At 71.1% G+C, this 18,059-nt stretch carries 16 protein-coding genes; 10 read left to right on the plus strand and 6 right to left on the minus strand.

All coding sequences use genetic code 11. The annotated features are described in order from the left end of the window. Window positions 1-63: 63 nt before the first annotated feature. Window positions 64-1,983 (plus strand): PQQ-binding-like beta-propeller repeat protein, encoded by a 1,920-nt coding sequence (locus ACQZOG_RS03130; protein ID WP_430741255.1) that lies wholly within the window; start codon window positions 64-66, stop codon window positions 1,981-1,983. A gap of 233 nt (window positions 1,984-2,216) precedes the next feature. After that, the gene (locus tag ACQZOG_RS03135; protein ID WP_006135813.1) at window positions 2,217-2,888 is read left to right on the plus strand and encodes a helix-turn-helix transcriptional regulator; all 672 of its coding nucleotides are present in this window, start codon (window positions 2,217-2,219) and stop codon (window positions 2,886-2,888) included. A gap of 526 nt (window positions 2,889-3,414) precedes the next feature. On the opposite strand, the gene ACQZOG_RS03140 is transcribed toward ACQZOG_RS03135, so the two are convergent. Together ACQZOG_RS03140 and ACQZOG_RS03145 are read right to left on the minus strand one after the other, a co-directional pair. Beyond that, window positions 3,415-3,729: a hypothetical protein gene (locus ACQZOG_RS03140; RefSeq protein ID WP_033277331.1), complete on the minus strand. Its 315-nt coding sequence runs from the start codon at window positions 3,727-3,729 to the stop codon at window positions 3,415-3,417. Window positions 3,730-3,750: 21 nt separating this feature from the next. After that, a complete protein-coding gene (locus ACQZOG_RS03145; protein WP_033277330.1) occupies window positions 3,751-5,430 on the minus strand; it encodes a sodium:solute symporter family protein in 1,680 nt (559 codons plus the stop codon). Window positions 5,431-5,606: 176 nt separating this feature from the next. Here ACQZOG_RS03145 and galT point away from each other — a divergent pair, with 176 nt between their 5' ends. The 4 genes from galT (at window position 5,607) to ACQZOG_RS03165 (ending at window position 10,046) form a co-directional block, all read left to right on the plus strand. Beyond that, window positions 5,607-6,668: a galactose-1-phosphate uridylyltransferase gene (gene galT, locus ACQZOG_RS03150; protein WP_033277329.1), complete on the plus strand. Its 1,062-nt coding sequence runs from the start codon at window positions 5,607-5,609 to the stop codon at window positions 6,666-6,668. Beyond that, on the plus strand, window positions 6,665-7,630 hold the full coding sequence (gene galE, locus ACQZOG_RS03155) for a UDP-glucose 4-epimerase GalE (RefSeq protein ID WP_430741256.1): 966 nt from the start codon (window positions 6,665-6,667) through the stop codon (window positions 7,628-7,630). The genes galT and galE overlap by 4 nt, the downstream gene beginning before the upstream one ends. Window positions 7,631-7,659: 29 nt before the next feature. Continuing rightward, a complete protein-coding gene (galK, locus tag ACQZOG_RS03160; RefSeq protein WP_037640032.1) occupies window positions 7,660-8,832 on the plus strand; it encodes a galactokinase in 1,173 nt (390 codons plus the stop codon). A gap of 164 nt (window positions 8,833-8,996) precedes the next feature. Further along, entirely contained in the window at window positions 8,997-10,046 is a 1,050-nt protein-coding gene (locus tag ACQZOG_RS03165) for an SGNH/GDSL hydrolase family protein (protein WP_430741257.1), read from the plus strand. A gap of 17 nt (window positions 10,047-10,063) precedes the next feature. On the opposite strand, the gene ACQZOG_RS03170 is transcribed toward ACQZOG_RS03165, so the two are convergent. Next, on the minus strand, window positions 10,064-10,519 hold the full coding sequence (locus ACQZOG_RS03170) for a GNAT family N-acetyltransferase (RefSeq protein WP_033277325.1): 456 nt from the start codon (window positions 10,517-10,519) through the stop codon (window positions 10,064-10,066). A 292-nt stretch (window positions 10,520-10,811) separates the two neighbouring features. Between ACQZOG_RS03170 and ACQZOG_RS03175 the strand changes: the two genes are divergently transcribed. Then, the gene (locus ACQZOG_RS03175; RefSeq protein ID WP_033277324.1) at window positions 10,812-11,579 is read left to right on the plus strand and encodes a LuxR C-terminal-related transcriptional regulator; all 768 of its coding nucleotides are present in this window, start codon (window positions 10,812-10,814) and stop codon (window positions 11,577-11,579) included. Here the strand turns inward: ACQZOG_RS03175 and tamR are convergent. Next, the gene (tamR, locus tag ACQZOG_RS03180) at window positions 11,538-12,035 is read right to left on the minus strand and encodes a MarR family transcriptional regulator TamR (protein ID WP_033277323.1); all 498 of its coding nucleotides are present in this window, start codon (window positions 12,033-12,035) and stop codon (window positions 11,538-11,540) included. The two genes, ACQZOG_RS03175 and tamR, sit on opposite strands and share 42 nt — an antisense overlap. A gap of 116 nt (window positions 12,036-12,151) precedes the next feature. Here tamR and ACQZOG_RS03185 point away from each other — a divergent pair, with 116 nt between their 5' ends. Together ACQZOG_RS03185 and ACQZOG_RS03190 are read left to right on the plus strand one after the other, a co-directional pair. Then, the gene (locus ACQZOG_RS03185) at window positions 12,152-12,976 is read left to right on the plus strand and encodes a trans-aconitate 2-methyltransferase (protein ID WP_033277322.1); all 825 of its coding nucleotides are present in this window, start codon (window positions 12,152-12,154) and stop codon (window positions 12,974-12,976) included. A gap of 6 nt (window positions 12,977-12,982) precedes the next feature. Next, entirely contained in the window at window positions 12,983-13,342 is a 360-nt protein-coding gene (locus tag ACQZOG_RS03190; protein ID WP_261675163.1) for a glyoxalase, read from the plus strand. Here the strand turns inward: ACQZOG_RS03190 and ACQZOG_RS03195 are convergent. Both ACQZOG_RS03195 and ACQZOG_RS03200 read right to left on the minus strand, forming a co-directional pair. Continuing rightward, window positions 13,339-14,013, minus strand: a complete 675-nt coding sequence (locus ACQZOG_RS03195) for a TetR/AcrR family transcriptional regulator (RefSeq protein WP_026243476.1) — start codon at window positions 14,011-14,013, stop codon at window positions 13,339-13,341. The genes ACQZOG_RS03190 and ACQZOG_RS03195 overlap by 4 nt on opposite strands. Then, window positions 14,010-15,023, minus strand: a complete 1,014-nt coding sequence (locus tag ACQZOG_RS03200) for an acyl-CoA desaturase (RefSeq protein ID WP_033277320.1) — start codon at window positions 15,021-15,023, stop codon at window positions 14,010-14,012. The genes ACQZOG_RS03195 and ACQZOG_RS03200 overlap by 4 nt, the downstream gene beginning before the upstream one ends. Before the next feature lie 290 nt (window positions 15,024-15,313). Here ACQZOG_RS03200 and ppc point away from each other — a divergent pair, with 290 nt between their 5' ends. Continuing rightward, window positions 15,314-18,046 (plus strand): phosphoenolpyruvate carboxylase, encoded by a 2,733-nt coding sequence (ppc, locus tag ACQZOG_RS03205; protein WP_033277319.1) that lies wholly within the window; start codon window positions 15,314-15,316, stop codon window positions 18,044-18,046. Window positions 18,047-18,059: the final 13 nt, after the last annotated feature.

Genomic DNA, 18,059 nt, shown 5'->3' on the forward strand with positions numbered 1-18,059 from the left:
GTGAGCGCAGCCCGCGTCACCTTCCCGCCGTCCGTCGTCCCCTTCCCCTGAGGTACCCACGTCATGAGCCAGCCGCCTCCGCCGCCCAACCAGCCCCCGCAGCAGCCGGGGTTCGGGCCGCCGCAGGAACCGTCGGAGCCGCAGACGCCGGCGCCCTCGGCTCCCGCCACGCCTCCCACCCCGCCCGGGCAGCCGCCCCAGCAGCCGCCCGCCGGGCCTGACCTGAACAAGGCGCCGCAGCCGCAGCCCCAGCCGGGCTACGGCTACCCGCAGGCGCCGGGGACCCCGCCGCCCGCCGGGCCGCCGACGCCCCCGCAGGGGCCCGGTTACGGCTACCCGCAGCAGCCGCAGCCGCCCGCCGGTTACGGCTACCCGGCCCAGCAGCCCGGCCCGTACGGCCAGCCCGGTCCCTACGGGCAGCCGCAGCAGCCGGGACCGCACGGGCAGCAGCCCCCCTACGGCTACGCGCAGCCGACCGTGCCGATGCAGGCGCAGGCCGGACAGCCGGGCGGCGGGCGGAAGTTCAACTCCCAGGTGGCCATCATCGTGTCGGCGGTCGTCGCGATCGCGCTGATCGTCGGCGGCGGCGTCTGGTACGCGAACTCGTCCGGCAAGGACGACGACAAGCAGACCACCGCCGAGGGCGGCGACACCAAGGGCGGCAAGGGCGACGGCAAGGAGGGCGGCTCCGGCGACGGAGGCGCCACCACCGGCAAGGCCGAGGAGAAGGCGCCCGCCGCCACCGGGTCGAAGGTGCTGTTCCAGGTGCCCTCGCCCAAGGTGCCCAAGGGCGTCACGGCCATCTCCATCGCCGGTTCCTGGCTGACCGACTCCGTCTACGCCAAGAGCGGGCTGTCGGAGATCACCGGCTACGACCGCAAGACCGGCACCAAGAAGTGGACGCTGGACCTTCCCGGTCCGGTGTGCGCGGCGACGCCGCACGTCACCGAGGACAACAGGACGGCGATCGCTCACAAGCCGGCCATGCCGAGCAAGACGAATCCCCAGTCCTGCACCGAGGTCGCGGTGATCGACCTGGCGGCCGGCACCAAGGTGTGGACGAAGAACGCCAAGTCCGGCACCATGCCGGTCAGCTTCAACAACGTGACGATCGGCGGCGGCACCGTCGCGGCCGGTTCCACCAGCGGCGGCGCCGCCTGGGACCTCGCCACCGGTGACGAGCGCTGGGCGCCCAAGACGTCCGACTCCTGCTACGACGCCGGGTACGGCGGCGGCGCCAAGCTGGTCGCGGTCCGCAAGTGCGGCTCCTACGACCAGCGTCAGCTGCACATCCAGAACGTCGACCCCAAGTCCGGCGACATCCTCGCCGAGTACAAGATGGACGAGGGCATCGAGTACGCGGCCGTCGTCTCCACCGACCCGCTCGTGGTGGCCGCCGACGTCGGCGACAGCGCCGGTGACGGCAGCGGCATCTCCGACTTCTTCTCCATCGACAACAAGACCGGCAAGCTGCGCGCCCGCCTCTCCGCGCCGGGCGACGAGTTCGCCGCGCGCTGCGACGCCATCTACCGGGTGGAGAACTGCACCGGAGTGACGGTCGGCAACGACCGGCTGTACATCGCCACCGAGGAGCACGACAGCGGCGGCGAGTCCTACGGCCAGACCAACGAGGTCGTCGCCTTCGACCTGGCCACCGGCAAGCAGACCGGCCAGCGCGCCGACGCCGGCGAGAACTACGAGATCTTCCCGCTGCGCATGGACGGCCCCAACGTCATCGCGTACAAGCGGCCGCCGTACGACAAGGGCGGGCAGGTCGTCAGCATCGACGGCGAGTCCTTCGAGGAGACGCTCCTGATGGAGAACCCGTCGACGGAGGCGGTGCGTGACGTGGAGTCGCGGATGTCTCCGGACTACTCGGAGATCCAGTTCGGGCAGGGCGGGCTGTACATGTCCTCCGTGTACGCGAGTGACTTCACGAGCCGTGAGAAGGAGTACTCGGTGATCGCTTTCGGTACGGAGTGATACCGAGCGATCGTTCGACGTTGCCTTGTGGTGCGGCCTGCGGCCCCGTCCCTGTTCAGGGACGGGGCCGTTCGCGTACCGCTCATCACGCGCTCTTCGCCATCGAACACGAGAATTTCGGCGTTCCGGGGCGATTCTCACCGGTAGGGGGAGCGCGACGTCGAACAAGCGTGTAGCTTCCGGGGGCATCCGGGGGTGTGTTGTCCGGGGGGATCTGGGGGGATGGTTGTCCGATGGGAGTGCGGCTGATGGTGGTCGACGACCACCGACTGCTCGCCGAGGCGCTGGCCTCGGCGCTGAAGCTGCGAGGGCACAGGGTGCTGGCCGCGGCGGCGCCCGCGGCGGGGGCCGCGGACCTGGTGATCAGCAGGGCGCCGGAGGTGTGCCTGCTGGGGACGGCGGCGCCGGCGGAGGCCGGGACGTTCGATCCGGTGGTGAAGATCAAGCGGGAGCGGCCGCAGGTGGCGGTCGTGGTGCTGGGGCCGGTGCCGTCGCCGCGGGGGATCGCGGCGGCGTTCGCCGCGGGGGCGTCGGGGTACGTCCGGCACGACGAGCGGATCGAGGGTGTCGAGCGGGCGATGCTGAAGGCGCGGGCGGGGGAGGCCGCGGTGGCGCCCGCGTTGTTGCAGGGGGCGTTCGGGGAGCTGCTGAATCCTGCGGCTCAGCCGGACGACGAGGGGGCGCGGTTGTTGTCGATGCTGACGCCTCGGGAGGTGGAGGTGCTGGTGCGCGTCGCGGAGGGGGAGGACACGCGGCTGATCGCGGCGGGGATGGGGATCGCGCCGTCCACGGCGCGGACGCATGTGCAGAGGGTGTTGATGAAGCTGGGGGTGGGGTCGAGGCTGGAGGCTGCGGCGCTGGCGGCTCGAACGGGGTTGCTGGACCGGGCGTCGACGCGGTCGTGACGCCTGCGTAGGCCTGCGGCGCGGGGCCCTGTCCGGTGGGGCTGAGGTCCGGTGGCCTCCCGGCGGCTGGTGGGGGCTGAGGTGTGACGCCTGCGGCGCATTCACCTGTCCGGTGGGGGTTGATGTAGCGCCCACGGTGGGGTGAGTGGTGCGGGGCCGCGGTGGGGGTGGTCGTCCTCGGTCTGGCGCGATGGGGGCGTTGACAACAGGGAGGGCGCGGACGCGCCAGCCGCTGCGGGCGCCCACCCCCACCCCGTCCCCTCCCCGCCGAGGGCGGCTATCCGACACCCTTGGGCGGGCGGCGGCCGTAACCCTCGCCAACCGGTGGGCGGGCGGCGGCCGCAACTGTCGCCAACTGCGGGCATGCGTGCCGCCTGGGGCGGCACGGGTGGGCGCGGCGGCACCTCGTTGGCGCCGAGGTGCGCCGACACCCCCCGGCCCGCACCAACGCGGTGGCCTGCATACGCACACGGGGTGTGCAACCCCGTACGTGAGGGTGCACACCCCGTGTGAAGGGGGACGGGCGTCAGGGAGACGACGTGTTCTCGTCGTCAGGGACCGCCGGTGGGGGTGGGGTCGGGCGGAGCCAGAGCCAGAGGAGGAAAAGGAGGCCGAGGATCAGCATCCCCAACCCCGTCCACAGGTTGATGTTGACCCCCTCCGCCTTCTCGATGTCGGCATCCGACGCGGTGAACCCGGCGATCATCACGATCACCCCGTACACGACGAACAACCCACCGATGATCCGCCGGATGTCGAACAACCGCGCGGCCGTGGCGGACTTGGTCTCCAGCTCGGTGATCTCCTTCTGGAGATCGTCCTCGGAGTAGTGATCGGACATGCTCTCTCAATCCTCCCGCGGTCAGAACGAGAACGGGATGTAGCAGGCGGCAGCCAGAATCACCGCGCCCCAGCCCAGCAGCGCCGGCTTGCGGTACCACGCGTCGTCGCCCTGCGCGGGCGGCTCCGCCATGCCGGGCGAGCGGGTGCCGTAGACCAGGCCCTGCAGCTCGGCCTGCGGCTTCGGCGCCGTGAACAGCGACACCGCGATCATCACGACCGCGCCCGCGACGAAGCCCGCGATCGCGGAGACGAAGTTGGCGCCCTGGTCGGAGGGGATGTCGATGATGCCCTGCTTGTAGATCCAGAAGTAGTTCACCATCGCGGCGGTGGTGCCCGCGATCAGGCCCCAGAAGCCGGACTTCATGGACGCCCGCTTCCAGAACATGCCGATGATGAAGACGACGAACATCGGCACGTTGAAGAAGGAGAACAGCGTCTGGAGGTAGGCCATGATGTTGGAGAACGAGCTGGCCAGGAACGCCGTCCCGATGGACGCGAGCACGCCGACCGCGGTGACCAGGCGGCCGAAGCGGACGTAGTAGGAGTCCTCGCGGTCCTTCACCACGTACTTCTGCCAGATGTCGGCGGTGAAGACGGTGTTGAAGGAGGAGACGTTCGCCGCCATGCCCGCCATGAACGCGGCGAGCAGACCGGTCACGGCGATGCCGAGCACACCGTTGGGCAGCAGCTGCTGCATCAGGTACGGGATGGCGTCGTTGTACTGCAGGTCCGAGCCGGCGGTGCCGATCTTGGGGACCAGTACGGCGGCGACCAGGCCGGGGATCATCACCAGGAAGACGATGAAGATCTTCGGGAACGCGGCGATCAGCGGGGTGCGCTGGGCCGCGGAGAGGTTCTTCGCGGACAGCGCGCGCTGCACCTCGGCGAAGTTGGTCGTCCAGTAGCCGAAGGACAGGACGAAGCCGAGGCCGAGGACGATGGTCAGCCAGTTGGCGCCGAGCGGGTTGTCGCTGCCGATACCGGTGCCGCCCCACGCGGTCATGAAGTTGTCGCCGTGGGCCGAGGTGAGCTTGTCGGACAGGCCGTCCCAGCCGCCGACGCTCTTCAGGCCGAGCACGGTGATCGGGATGAGCGCGGCGAGGATGACGAAGAACTGCAGGACCTCGTTGTAGATCGCCGAGGACAGGCCGCCCAGGGTGATGTAGCCCAGGACGAACGCTCCGGCGACGACGATGGCCACCCACTGCGGCCAGCCGAGGAGCGCCTCGACGACGATCGCCAGGGCGTAGAGGTTGACACCCGCGATGAGGATGGCTGCCGCCGCGAAGAGGATCGAGCTCAGCAGGTGCGCCGCCTTGTCGAAGCGCAGCAGCAGGAACTCGGGGACCGAGCGGACCTTGGAGCCGTAGTAGAACGGCATCATCACGAGGCCCAGGAACACCATCGCGGGGATGGCGCCGATCCAGTACCAGTGCGTGGTGTAGACGCCGTACTGGGCGCTGTTCGCGGCCATGCCGAGGATCTCGGTGGCGCCGAGGTTGGCCGCGATGAACGCGAGTCCGGTGACCCAGGCGGGCAGCGAGCGGCCGGACAGGAAGAAGTCCAGGCTCGTCTTGACCGACCGGCGGGCGGCGAAGCCGATGCCCAGCACGACGAGGAAGTAGATCCCGAGGATCGTGTAGTCCAGCCAGTTGGTGGGGAGCCGAAGCCCCGCGGCCAGGTATGTGGGGGTATGCATACGCACTCGCTTCGTTCGCGAACTGATCCGACGCGGAATCTACGCCTCCGTGTTCAATAATTGAACACGTTCCTACACGTTCTTTGTTTGATTGTGATGAGAGCCGTGGGGTGGTGGGTTGTGATGTGTTATGTTCGATTGTGTTGAGTGACGGGCGGGTGCAGAGGAGTGCCACAGTGAAGAAGACCTCGACCCGGCTGGCCGACGGCCGTGAGCTCATCTACTACGACCTCGCCGACGACACCGTGCGCGACGCGGTCGACCGCCGTCCGCTGGACGCCACCGTGACCACGTCCGAGATCCGCCGCGACGAGCTCCTGGGCGACTCCGTCGCCATCGCCTCGCACCGGCAGGGCCGTACGTATCACCCGCCGGCCGACGAGTGCCCGCTGTGCCCGTCGGAGGGCGACCGGCTGAGCGAGATCCCCGACTCCTCGTACGACGTGGTGGTCTTCGAGAACCGCTTCCCCTCGCTCGCCGGGGACTCCGGTCGCTGCGAGGTCGTCTGCTTCACCTCCGACCACCACGCCTCCTTCGCCTCGCTGGGCGAACGACAGGCGCGGCTGGTGCTGGACGCCTGGACGGACCGCACGTCCGAGCTGTCGCATCTGCCCTCCGTTGAACAGGTGTTCTGCTTCGAGAACCGGGGCGCCGAGATCGGGGTCACCCTCCAGCACCCCCACGGGCAGATCTACGCCTACCCCTTCACCACTCCCCGCACCGCCCTGATGCTGCGCCAGGTGGCGGCACACAAGGAGGCGACGGGCGGGGAGAACCTGTTCGACGCCGTGGTCGAGCGGGAACGCGCCGGCGAGCGGGTCGTCCTGGAGGGTGAACACTGGGTGGCGTTCGTGCCGTACGCGGCGCACTGGCCCTACGAGGTCCACCTGTACCCCAAGCGCAGGGTGCCCGACCTGCTGGGACTCGACGAGGCGGCGCGCGCGGAGTTCCCCCGGGTGTACCTGGAACTGTTGCGGCGCTTCGACCGGATCTTCGGGGAGAACGAGCCGCCCACGCCGTACATCGCCGCCTGGCACCAGGCGCCGTTCGGCCCGCTGGACGACTTCGACGGCGTGACACGCGACGACTTCGCGCTGCACCTGGAGCTTTTCACCATCCGCCGTACGTCCGGCAAGCTTAAGTTCCTCGCGGGCTCCGAGTCCGGCATGAACGTGTTCATCAACGACGTGCCGCCGGAGCGCGCGGCCGAGCGACTGCGAGAGGTAGCGAGTTCATGAGCAGCGGGAAGTACCTGGTCACCGGGGGCGCGGGGTACGTAGGCAGCGTCGTCGCCCAGCATCTGGTCGAGGCCGGTCACGAGGTCATCGTGCTCGACAACCTCTCCACCGGCTTCCGCGAGGGCGTTCCCGCGGGCGCCACGTTCGTCGAGGGCGACATCCGCGACGCCGCCAAGTGGCTGGACCCCTCGTTCGACGGCGTGCTGCACTTCGCCGCCTTCTCCCAGGTCGGCGAGTCCGTGCAGAAGCCGGAGAAGTACTGGGACAACAACGTCGGCGGCACCATGGCGCTGCTCGCCGCCATGCGCGAGGCCGGAGTGCGCCGCCTGGTGTTCTCCTCCACGGCGGCCACCTACGGCGAGCCCGAGCAGGTCCCGATCCAGGAGACCGCCCCCACCCGCCCGACCAGCCCCTACGGCGCCTCCAAGCTCGCCGTCGACCACATGATCACCGGCGAGGCGCAGGCGCACGGGCTCGGCGCGGTCTCCCTGCGCTACTTCAACGTCGCCGGCGCCTACGGCGCGTACGGCGAGCGCCACGACCCCGAGTCACATCTCATCCCGCTGGTGCTCCAGGTCGCCCAGGGCCGGCGCGAGGCGATCTCCGTCTACGGCGACGACTACCCGACGCCCGACGGCACCTGCGTCCGCGACTACATCCACGTCGCCGACCTGGCCGAGGCGCACCTGCTCGCGCTGAAGGCGGCCACGCCCGGCGAGCACCTGATCTGCAACCTCGGCAACGGCAACGGCTTCTCGGTCCGTGAGGTGATCGAGACCGTCCGCAAGGTCACCGGGCACCCCATCCCCGAGGTCGTCGCACCGCGCCGGGGCGGCGACCCCGCGGTCCTGGTGGCGTCCGCCGCGACGGCCCGCGAGAAGCTCGGCTGGAACCCGTCACGCGCGGACCTCGAGGGGATCGTCGCGGACGCGTGGGAGTTCGCGCAGCAGCGCGGCAACTAAAAGGCAACGAAGGGTCAGGGGTCCAGGGCATGAGCGAGTCCAGCGCGGCCGCGGCGGAAGCCGTCGCCGCACGGTTCGAGGAGCTGTACGGGAGCGCGCCCGACGGGGTGTGGGCGGCACCCGGCCGGGTCAACCTCATCGGCGAGCACACCGACTACAACGACGGCTTCGTCATGCCGTTCGCCCTGCCGCACACCGCGGTGGCGGCGGTGTCCCGGCGCGACGACGGCGTCCTGCGCCTGCACTCCGACGACATCGGGGGCCGGGTCGTGGAGCTCTCCGTCGACGACCTCGCCCCCGAGTCCGACAAGCGCTGGACCGCCTACCCGGCGGGCGTCGTCTGGGCCCTGCGCGAGGCCGGCCACGCGGTCACCGGCGCGGACGTCCACCTCGCGTCCAGCGTCCCGGCGGGCGCCGGCCTGTCCTCCTCGGCCGCCCTGGAGGTCGTGGTCGCCCTCGCGCTGAACGACCTCTTCGGCCTCGGCCTGCGCGGCTGGCAGCTCGCCCGGCTGTCCCAGCGCGCGGAGAACGTGTACGTCGGCGCGCCCGTCGGCATCATGGACCAGACGGCGTCCGCCTGCTGCGAGGCCGGCCACGCCCTGTTCCTCGACACCCGGGACCTGTCCCAGCGTCAGATCCCCTTCGACCTGGCGGCCGAGGGCATGCGCCTGCTCGTCGTCGACACCCAGGTCAAGCACAGCCACAGCGAGGGCGAGTACGGCAAGCGCCGCGAGGGCTGCGAGAAGGGCGCGGCCCTGCTCGGCGTCGACGCCCTGCGGGACGTGCCGTACGAGGACCTGGACGCGGCGCTGGCACGCCTCGGCGACGACGAGGAGGTGCGCCGCCTGGTCCGCCACGTGGTGACCGAGGACCACCGCGTGGAACAGGTCGTCTCCCTTCTGGAGTCGGGCGACACGCGCGCCATCGGCCCGCTCCTGATCGAGGGCCACGCCTCCCTGCGCGACGACTTCCGCGTCTCCTGCCCCGAACTCGACCTGGTCGTCGACACGGCGGTGTCGGCCGGTGCGCTGGGCGCCCGCATGACGGGCGGCGGATTCGGCGGTTCGGCGATCGTGCTGGTGGAGGAGGGTGACGTCCCGGCGGTCACCAAGGCGGTCGAGGAGGCCTTCGCGGCGGCGAGGTTCACGACGCCCCGCGTCTTCGAGGCGGTGCCTTCGGCGGGGGCGCGACGGGTTCGGTAGTCACGCGGTCGCCTCTGTGTGCCCCCACCCGGACGTCACCGGGCGGGGGCATCGCCCGGTTGCGGCGCACGTCGGCTGGATCGCCACCTTCCGTGTGTGAATGAATGCGGAACGTCGCTATCCGTTCACTGCTTCTCGTGGGGCCTCGACGAAAGGGCACAGCCATGTCTTCGGCCATGCGCAGGACGGCGAGAACCCCGGCCCTACGGCGCACGGCCGCCGCAGCCGTCGCGTTGGGCGCCTGCCTGACGCTCGCCGCTCCGGCACCGGGCGCCGGAGCGGCGCCCGCCGGCCCCGTGCCCGCCGTCTTCTTCGGCGACTCCTACGCCGCCAACTACGGCATCGCGCCCCTCGACCGCGAGACCGTTCCCGACGCCCTCTGCCTCCGGTCGACGGAGAACTTTCCCGCCGTCGCCACCCGGCGCCTCGCGGACCAGGGCGTCACGCTCCGCGTCCAGGCGGACGTTTCCTGCTCAGGGGCCCGCGTCCACCACTTCTGGGAGAAGCAGGAGCTGCCCTTGGCCGGCGGGGAGGTTCCGCCGCAGAACGAGGCGCTCACGCACGACACCCTGCTGGCCGTGGGCAGCACGGGCGGCAACACGCTGGGCTTCCACGACATCCTGAAGCAGTGTTCCGCCGTGCTCCGGGGACAGTCGGCGCTGCCGGGGAAGCCGGTGGCCGAGGGCGAACCGGCCGCCAGGTGCGCCGAGTTCTTCGAGGCCGGCGACGGGAGGCGGTGGCTGGACGACCGGTTCGCGCGGGTCGCGTCCGACCTGGAGCGGATGCTCGAGAACATCCGGCACCTCTCCCCCGGGGCGAAGACCGTCCTCGTCGGCTATCCCAGACTCGTGCCCGAGAACACCGCCAAGTGCCTGACCCCCGCACCGGGCCAGACCCACCCGCCGCTCGCCGACATCCCCCAGGACGCCATGCCGGTCCTGGACCGGATCCAGAAGCGCCTGGACGACGTGATGAAGAAGGCCGCGGCGGGTGGGGGCGCCGACTTCGTCGACCTCTACGCCCGGACCGGCGGCAACACCGCCTGCGACGGCGCCGACCGGGCCATCGGCGGCCTCCTGGAAACCTCCTCCTCCACACTGCCCTGGTACGCACACCCCAACGAGAAGGGCCGCGACATCCAGGCCGGGACGGCCGCCGAAAGGATCACGGAGATCCTCGGCAGGGTCGAGACGGGTGTGGGCCGCCCCACCTGACGACGCACCCCCGGTGATCAGCCCAGCCGCTTCGTCAGCGTGTACTCCGTGACCCCCGGTGGATAGTCGGGGATCACGCAGACCACCTCGTAGCCGTGCTTCCGGTAGAAGTCCGGGGCCTGGAAGTCCCAGGTCTCCACGCGGGCGTGGGTGCAGGCGCGTTCGGCGGTGGCGAGGCGTTCCGCCTCGGTCAGGAGCGTGGAGCCGAGGCCCGTGTCGCGGTGGGCCGCGTCGACCCAGAGGTAGGTCACGTGGAGCCATGTCGTCCAGGTGTGGCCGACCAGGCCGCCCGCGAGCCGGCCGTTCGCGTCCGACACCCACACGTGCAAAGGGGATTCGCGCTCGGCGGGGGTTCCACGCAGGGCACGCAGGACCGGGGAGGCCGCCGTGTTGGCGTCCCGGAGCCGCCTGTGGAGCAGATCGCGTCGGGCCTTGTCGACTTCTGTCTCAAGACGAAACATGCGGCACACCATAAACGCGTAAGGCCGCAAGTTCTGCAAATCAGCTTCCGCTCCGGGCCCCCGCCCGTACTCTGATGAACAGCGCCGGTGGGGGCCGGCGTGCGTTCAGGGGGCGAGACAGCCGGGCACGGCGTCCGGGGCGGGGGTGGCGGTCGACGCGCGGCGGTGGCTGTGCGGACGACGCCGTCCCGTCCCGCGTCCGGCGAGAAGAGCCACGGGGATTCAGTGCCGTGTCCGCGCCGGTGTCGTCCACCGGCGACGGGGTAGTCCCCTGCTCTGGGAAGAGCGTGGGGAAGGGGGTTACGTGGTTCGCATTCGAGTCCTGGTCGTCGACGACCACCGCATTTTCGCCGAGTCGCTGGCCGCGGCGCTGGCCGCGGAGCCCGACGTCGACGTGTCCGCGGCGGGCAGCGGTCCGGCGGCGCTGCGGTGTCTGGAGCGGGCGGCGGCCGAGGGACGGCGGTTCGACGTCATGCTCGTCGACGCCGACCTGGGCGTCCCGGTGCCCGACGGGCGCCCGGCCGCGCCCGTGCAGGCCGTCGACGAGGACGGCGCCGTGGACGGCATCTCCCTGGTGAGCGGCGTGCGTTCGGCGCAGTCGCAGACGCGGGTCGTCGTGCTCGCCGAGAAGGACGACCCGGCCCGCGCCGCCCTCGCCCTCCAGGCGGGCGCCTCCGGCTGGGTCGCCAAGGACTGCTCGCTGAGCCGGCTGCTCACCGTCATCCGCGGCGTGCTGCGCGACGAGACCCACCTGCCGCCCGCGCTGCTGACGGGCGTCCTGCGGGAGTTGACCGCCGCCCGGCGTCACCGCACGGAGAGCGAACGGCTCGTGGAGTCGCTCACCCCGCGCGAGCGGGAGGTGCTGCGCTGCATGGTCGCCGGCCTGGGGCGCAAGGCCGTCGCCGAGCGCCTCTACCTGTCCCCGCACACCGTGCGCACCCACATGCAGAACGTCCTCGGCAAGCTGGGCGTGCACTCCACGCTGGCCGCCGTCGCCCTCGCGCGGCGGGCCGGGGTCGGACCGGTCGACCTATCCGGGGATGTTGTCGAACGGGGCGGTCAACTGGCGTAGCAGTCCGGCCAGTTCCACCCGCTGGGCGCGCGTGAGCTCGCCGAGGATCGCCCGCTCCTGGGCGAGCAGACCGGCCAGCGCCTGGTCCGCGCGGTCCTTGCCCTCGTCGGTCAGCCGCACCAGCACCCCGCGCCGGTCGCTGGGGTCCGGCAGCCGTTCCACCAGGCCCTTCTTGGCGAGCCGGTCGATGCGGTTGGTCATCGTGCCCGAGGTGACGAGCGTCTGCGTGAGGAGCTGCCCGGGGGAGAGCTGGTAGGGGGTGCCCGCGCGGCGCAGCGCGGTCAGCACGTCGAACTCCCAGGACTCCAGGCCGTGCTCCGTGAAGGCGAGGCGGCGTGCGCGGTCCAGGTGCCGGGCCAGTCTGCTGACCCGGCTGAGCACCTCGAGCGGTTCCACGTCGAGGTCCGGGCGCTCCCGGCGCCACGCTGCGACCAGCCGATCGACCTCGTCCTCCATAAGGATCAGTGTAGTGGTTGTGTCGACATGAAGTCTCTTGATGTCGAGTCTCTTGACATCGAGAGTCTTTGCCCGGCAGCCTGGAGGGCACGCCGATCCGCGATCCGGGAGGTCCCGTGTCCGCAGCATCCGCCCGTCCCGTCTGGGACCCCGCCCAGTACCTGCGTCACGCCGGGCACCGCACCCGGCCCTTCACCGACCTGCTCGCCCGCGTCCCCGGCCTGCCCGGCGCCCCGCCCCGCATCGCCGACCTCGGCTGCGGCGCCGGCAACGTCACCGCCCTCCTCACGGAGCGCTGGCCCGCCGCCCGCGTCACCGGCTACGACAACTCCCCGGAGATGCTCGGCAAGGCCCGCGCCGACCACGAAGGCCCCACCGGCGGAGGCGGCCGCCTCGACTTCGCCCACGCCGACGCCGCCACCTGGACGCCCGGCGAGCGCTACGACCTGATCGTCAGCAACGCCACCCTCCAATGGGTGCCCGGGCACGTGGAACGGTTCGGCGCGTGGATCGACGGGCTCGCTCCCGGCGGGGTCCTCGCCCTCCAGGTTCCCGGCAACTTCGGCGCCCCCAGCCACACCCTGATGCGCGACCTCGCCGCCTCCCCGCGATGGCGGGACCGCCTGTCCGGGGTGCTGCGCCACGAGGACGCCGTCCTGCCGCCCGAGGGATACCTGGACCGCCTGGCCGCCCTCGGCTGCTCGGTGGACGCCTGGGAGACGACGTACGTCCATCTGCTGACGGGGGAGGACCCCGTGCTCGACTGGGTGAAGGGCACCGGGCTGCGGCCCGTCCTCACCGCCCTCGACGACGACCCCGCGGCCCGCGAGGAGTTCCTCGCCGAGTACCGCACCGCCCTGCGCGAGGTCTACCCGGCCACCGCGCACGGCACCCCGTTCCGGTTCCGCCGCGTCTTCGCCGTCGCCGTCAAGGAGGGCTGAAAACCGATGCTGACCGCCGTCGACCATGTGCAGCTCGCCGCACCGCCCGGCTCCGAGGATCTGCTGCGCGCCTACTACATCGGCGTCCTCGGCATGACCGAGACGCCCAAGCCGCCCGCCCTCGCCGCACGCGGCGGCTGCTGGTTCGAGGCCGGTGACGTACGTCTCCACCTCGGGACCGAGCGGGACTTCCGGCCCGCCCGCAAGGCCCACCCCGGTCTGCGGGTCACCGGCATCGACGCGTTCGCCGCCAGGCTGGCGGCCCACGGCGCCCCGGTCGCCTGGGACGGCCTGCTCCCCGGGTACCGCCGCTTCCACAGCGAGGACCCGGTCGGCAACCGCCTGGAGTTCCTGGAGCCCGTCTAGGACTTGCGGTGGCCTATCAGCCGAGGCTTCGGCTCCAGGCCGTCGAGACCGTGCCAGGCGAGGTTCACCAGATGGGCGGCCACCTCCGCCTTCTTCGGCTTGCGCACGTCCAGCCACCACTGGCCGGTCAGCGCCACCATCCCCACCAGCGCCTGCGCGTACAGCGGGGCCAGCTTCGGGTCGAAGCCGCGGGACTTGAACTCGCGGCCCAGGATGTCCTCCACCTGGGTGGCGATGTCCGAGATCAGCGACGCGAACGACCCCGTCGACTGGGGGATGGGGGAGTCACGGACCAGGATGCGGAACCCGTCCGTGTACTCCTCGATGTAGTCCAGCAGCGCGAACGCGGCCTGCTCGCACAGCTCCCGCGGGTGACCGGCCGTCAGCGAACCGGTCACCATGTCCAGCAGCCGCCGCATCTCCCGGTCCACCACGACCGCGTACAGCCCCTCCTTGCCGCCGAAATGTTCGTACACCACGGGTTTGGAGACCCCGGCCTTCGCCGCGATCTCCTCCACCGACGTGCCTTCGAACCCCTTGGCCGCGAAGAGGGTGCGGCCGATCTCCAGCAGCTGCTGGCGGCGCTCGGCACCGGTCATCCGGGTGCGGCGCGCACGCCGCGGCTTGTCATTGCTTGGGGTGCTGGAGTCGGTCGCCACGGCGACCATCATGCCGCCTCGGCGGGTTCCTTCCCGCGCGGGGCGGCGCCATCCGGGCCGACACGGCGCGAATCGATACGCGAGCGTGACGGCCACCGCACGTCGGACGCCCAGCCCAGCTGCTCGAACCAGCGGATCAGCCGCGCCGAGGAGTCCAGCTGCCAGCGCTCCACACCGTGCCGCGCCGACGTGGGGTCGGCGTGGTGCAGGTTGTGCCAGGACTCACCGCACGACAGGATCGCCAGCCACCACACGTTGCCCGAGCGGTCCCGCGACTTGAACGGACGCTTGCCGACCGCGTGGCAGATCGAGTTGATCGACCAGGTCACATGGTGCAGCAGAGCCACCCGGACGAGTGAACCCCAGAAGAAGCCGGTGAACGCGCCCCACCACGACATCGTCACCAGACCGCCGATGATCGCGGGCAGCGCCAGCGACAGCGCCGTCCACAGCACGAACAGACGGGAGATGCGCCGCATCGTCGGGTCCTTGATCAGATCCGGCGCGTACTTGTCCTGCGGCGTCTGCTCCTCGTCGAACATCCACCCGATGTGCGCCCACCACAGGCCCTTCATCAGCGCCGGGACCGACTCCCCGTACCGCCACGGCGAATGCGGGTCGCCCTCCGCGTCGGAGAACTTGTGATGCTTGCGGTGGTCGGCCACCCAGCGCACCAGCGGCCCCTCGACCGCCATCGAACCGGCGATCGCCAGCGCGACCTTCAGCGGGCGCTTCGCCTTGAACGAGCCGTGCGTGAAGTGACGGTGGAAGCCGATGGTGATGCCGTGGCATCCCAGGAAGTAGAAGAAGACCAGCAGGCCGAGGTCCAGCCAGCTCACCCCCCATCCCCACGCCAGCGGCACGGCCGCGAGCAGCGCGAGGAAGGGGACGACGATGAAGGCGAGCAGCGTGATCTGCTCGATGGACCGTTTCCGCTCCCCGCCCAGCGTGGCGGAGGGAGCGGTGTCGTCGGGCCGGGACTGCTTCGGGGCTTCGTCGAGCACATCGGAGGTTGAGGTCATGCGTTCCCCTGTGGGGTATGTGGACTGAGGGAAGGTGCCGAACCGCCGGAACCGCATCGCTTTCCTACGGTCCCGTAACCTACGGCATCGTAAGTATGGCAGTGCGTCGCCCCGCGGCAAGAGCCCGTGGCCAGCGCGTCCGGCTCGACACCTATCCTTGGAAGTCGGTCGGACAGCGCGGTCCGCTCTGATTTCTTCCCGGACGTCCGGCCCGCAAGCGGCGCACGCCGCGCGAGACGCTCGTTCGGGTTCCCTCCAGACGAGCTTCAACACTGCAAGGAGCCGCACCTGTGAGCAGTGCCGACGACCAGACCACCACGACGAGCGCCGAACTGCGTGCCGACATCCGCCGACTGGGCGACCTCCTCGGAGAGACGCTCGTCCGGCAGGAGGGCCCGGAGCTCCTCGACCTCGTCGAGAAGGTCCGCCGCCTCACCCGCGAGGACGGCGAGGCCGCCGCCGAGCTGCTGCGCGGCACCGAGCTGGAGACCGCCGCCAAGCTGGTGCGCGCCTTCTCCACCTACTTCCACCTGGCCAACGTCACCGAACAGGTGCACCGCGGACGCGAACTCGCCGCCCGCCGCGCCGCCGAGGGCGGTCTGCTCTCCCGCACCGCCGACCGGCTCAAGGACGCCGACCCCGAGCACCTGCGCCAGACCGTACGGCACCTCAACGTACGGCCCGTGTTCACCGCCCACCCCACCGAGGCGGCCCGCCGCTCCGTCCTCAACAAGCTCCGCCGCATCGCCGCCCTCCTGGAGACGCCGGTCCTCGCCTCCGACCGGCGCCGCCTCGACACCCGTCTGGCGGAGAACATCGACCTCGTCTGGCAGACGGACGAACTGCGCGTGGTGCGCCCCGAGCCCGCCGACGAGGCCCGCAACGCCATCTACTACCTCGACGAGCTGCACGCCGGCGCCGTCGGCGACGTCCTGGAGGACCTCACCGCCGAACTGGAGCGCGTCGGCGTCCACCTCCCCGACGACACCCGCCCGCTCACCTTCGGCACCTGGATCGGCGGCGACCGCGACGGCAACCCCAACGTCACCCCCCAGGTCACCTGGGACGTCCTGATCCTCCAGCACGAGCACGGCATCAACGACGCCCTGGAGATGATCGACGAGCTGCGCGGCTTCCTCTCCAACTCCATCCGCTACACCGGAGCCACCGAGGAACTGCTCACCTCCCTCCAGGCCGACCTGGAGGCGCTGCCCGAGATCAGCCCCCGCTACAAGCGCCTCAACGCCGAGGAGCCCTACCGGCTCAAGGCCACCTGCATCCGGCAGAAGCTGGAGAACACCAAGCTCCGCCTCGCCAAGGGCACCGCGCACGAGCCCGGCCGCGACTACCTCGGCACCAGCGAGCTCATCACCGACCTGCGGATCATCCAGGAGTCCCTGCGCGAGCACCGCGGCGGCCTCTTCGCCGACGGCCGCCTCGCCCGCACCATCCGCACCCTCGCCGCCTTCGGCCTCCAGCTCGCCACCATGGACGTCCGCGAGCACGCCGACGCCCACCACCACGCCCTCGGCCAGCTGTTCGACCGGCTCGGCGAGGAGTCCTGGCGCTACGCCGACATGCCCCGCGACTACCGCTCCAAGCTCCTCGCCAAGGAGCTGCGCTCCCGCCGCCCGCTGGCACCCACCCCCGCGCCCGTCGACGAGGCCGGCGAGAAGACCCTCGGCGTCTTCCGCACCGTCAAGCGCGCCCTGGAGGTCTTCGGCCCCGAGGTCGTCGAGTCGTACATCATCTCCATGTGCCAGGGCGCCGACGACGTGTTCGCCGCCGCCGTCCTCGCCCGCGAGGCCGGCCTCATCGACCTGCACGCGGGCTGGGCGAAGATCGGCATCGTGCCGCTCCTCGAGACGACGGACGAGCTCAAGGCCGCCGACACGATCCTCGAGGACATGCTCGCCGACCCGTCCTACCGGCGCCTCGTCGCCCTGCGCGGCGACGTCCAGGAGGTCATGCTCGGCTACTCCGACTCCTCCAAGTTCGGCGGCATCACCACCAGCCAGTGGGAGATCCACCGCGCCCAGCGCCGACTGCGCGACGTCGCCCACCGCTACGGCGTCCGGCTGCGCCTCTTCCACGGCCGCGGCGGCACCGTCGGCCGCGGCGGCGGCCCCACCCACGACGCGATCCTCGCCCAGCCCTGGGGCACCCTCGAGGGCGAGATCAAGGTCACCGAGCAGGGCGAGGTCATCTCCGACAAGTACCTCATCCCGTCCCTCGCCCGCGAGAACCTCGAACTGACCGTCGCCGCCACCCTCCAGGCCTCCGCCCTGCACACCGCGCCCCGCCAGTCCGTCGAGGCCCTCGCCCGCTGGGACGCCGCCATGGACGTCGTCTCCGACGCCGCCCACTCCGCGTACCGGTCCTTCGTCGAGGACCCCGACCTGCCGACGTACTTCCTCGCCTCCACCCCGGTCGACCAGCTCGCCGAACTGCACCTGGGCTCGCGGCCCTCCCGCCGCCCCGGCTCCGGCGTCTCCCTCGACGGCCTGCGCGCCATCCCGTGGGTGTTCGGCTGGACCCAGTCCCGGCAGATCGTCCCCGGCTGGTTCGGCGTCGGCTCCGGCCTCAAGGCGCTGCGCGAGGCCGGCCTGGACACGGTGCTCGACGAGATGTACGGACAGTGGCACTTCTTCCGCAACTTCATCTCCAACGTGGAGATGACCCTCGCCAAGACGGACCTGCGGATCGCCCAGCACTACGTCGACACCCTCGTCCCCGACGAGCTCAAGCACGTCTTCGACACCATCAAGGCCGAACACGCCCTCACCGTCACCGAGGTGCTGCGCGTCACCGGCGAGCGGGAACTGCTGGACGCCGACCCCGTCCTCAAGCAGACCTTCTCCATCCGCGACGCCTACCTGGACCCGATCTCCTACCTCCAGGTGGCCCTGCTCAAGCGCCAGCGCGACGCGGTCGCCGCCGGGGACCAGCCCGACCCGCTGCTCTCCCGCGCCCTGCTGCTCACCGTCAACGGCGTCGCGGCGGGCCTGCGCAACACCGGCTGACCCACCGACGCAC

Source organism: Streptomyces sp. P13-3-3 (assembly GCF_050571355.1).
GTDB lineage: Bacteria > Actinomycetota > Actinomycetes > Streptomycetales > Streptomycetaceae > Streptomyces > Streptomyces althioticus.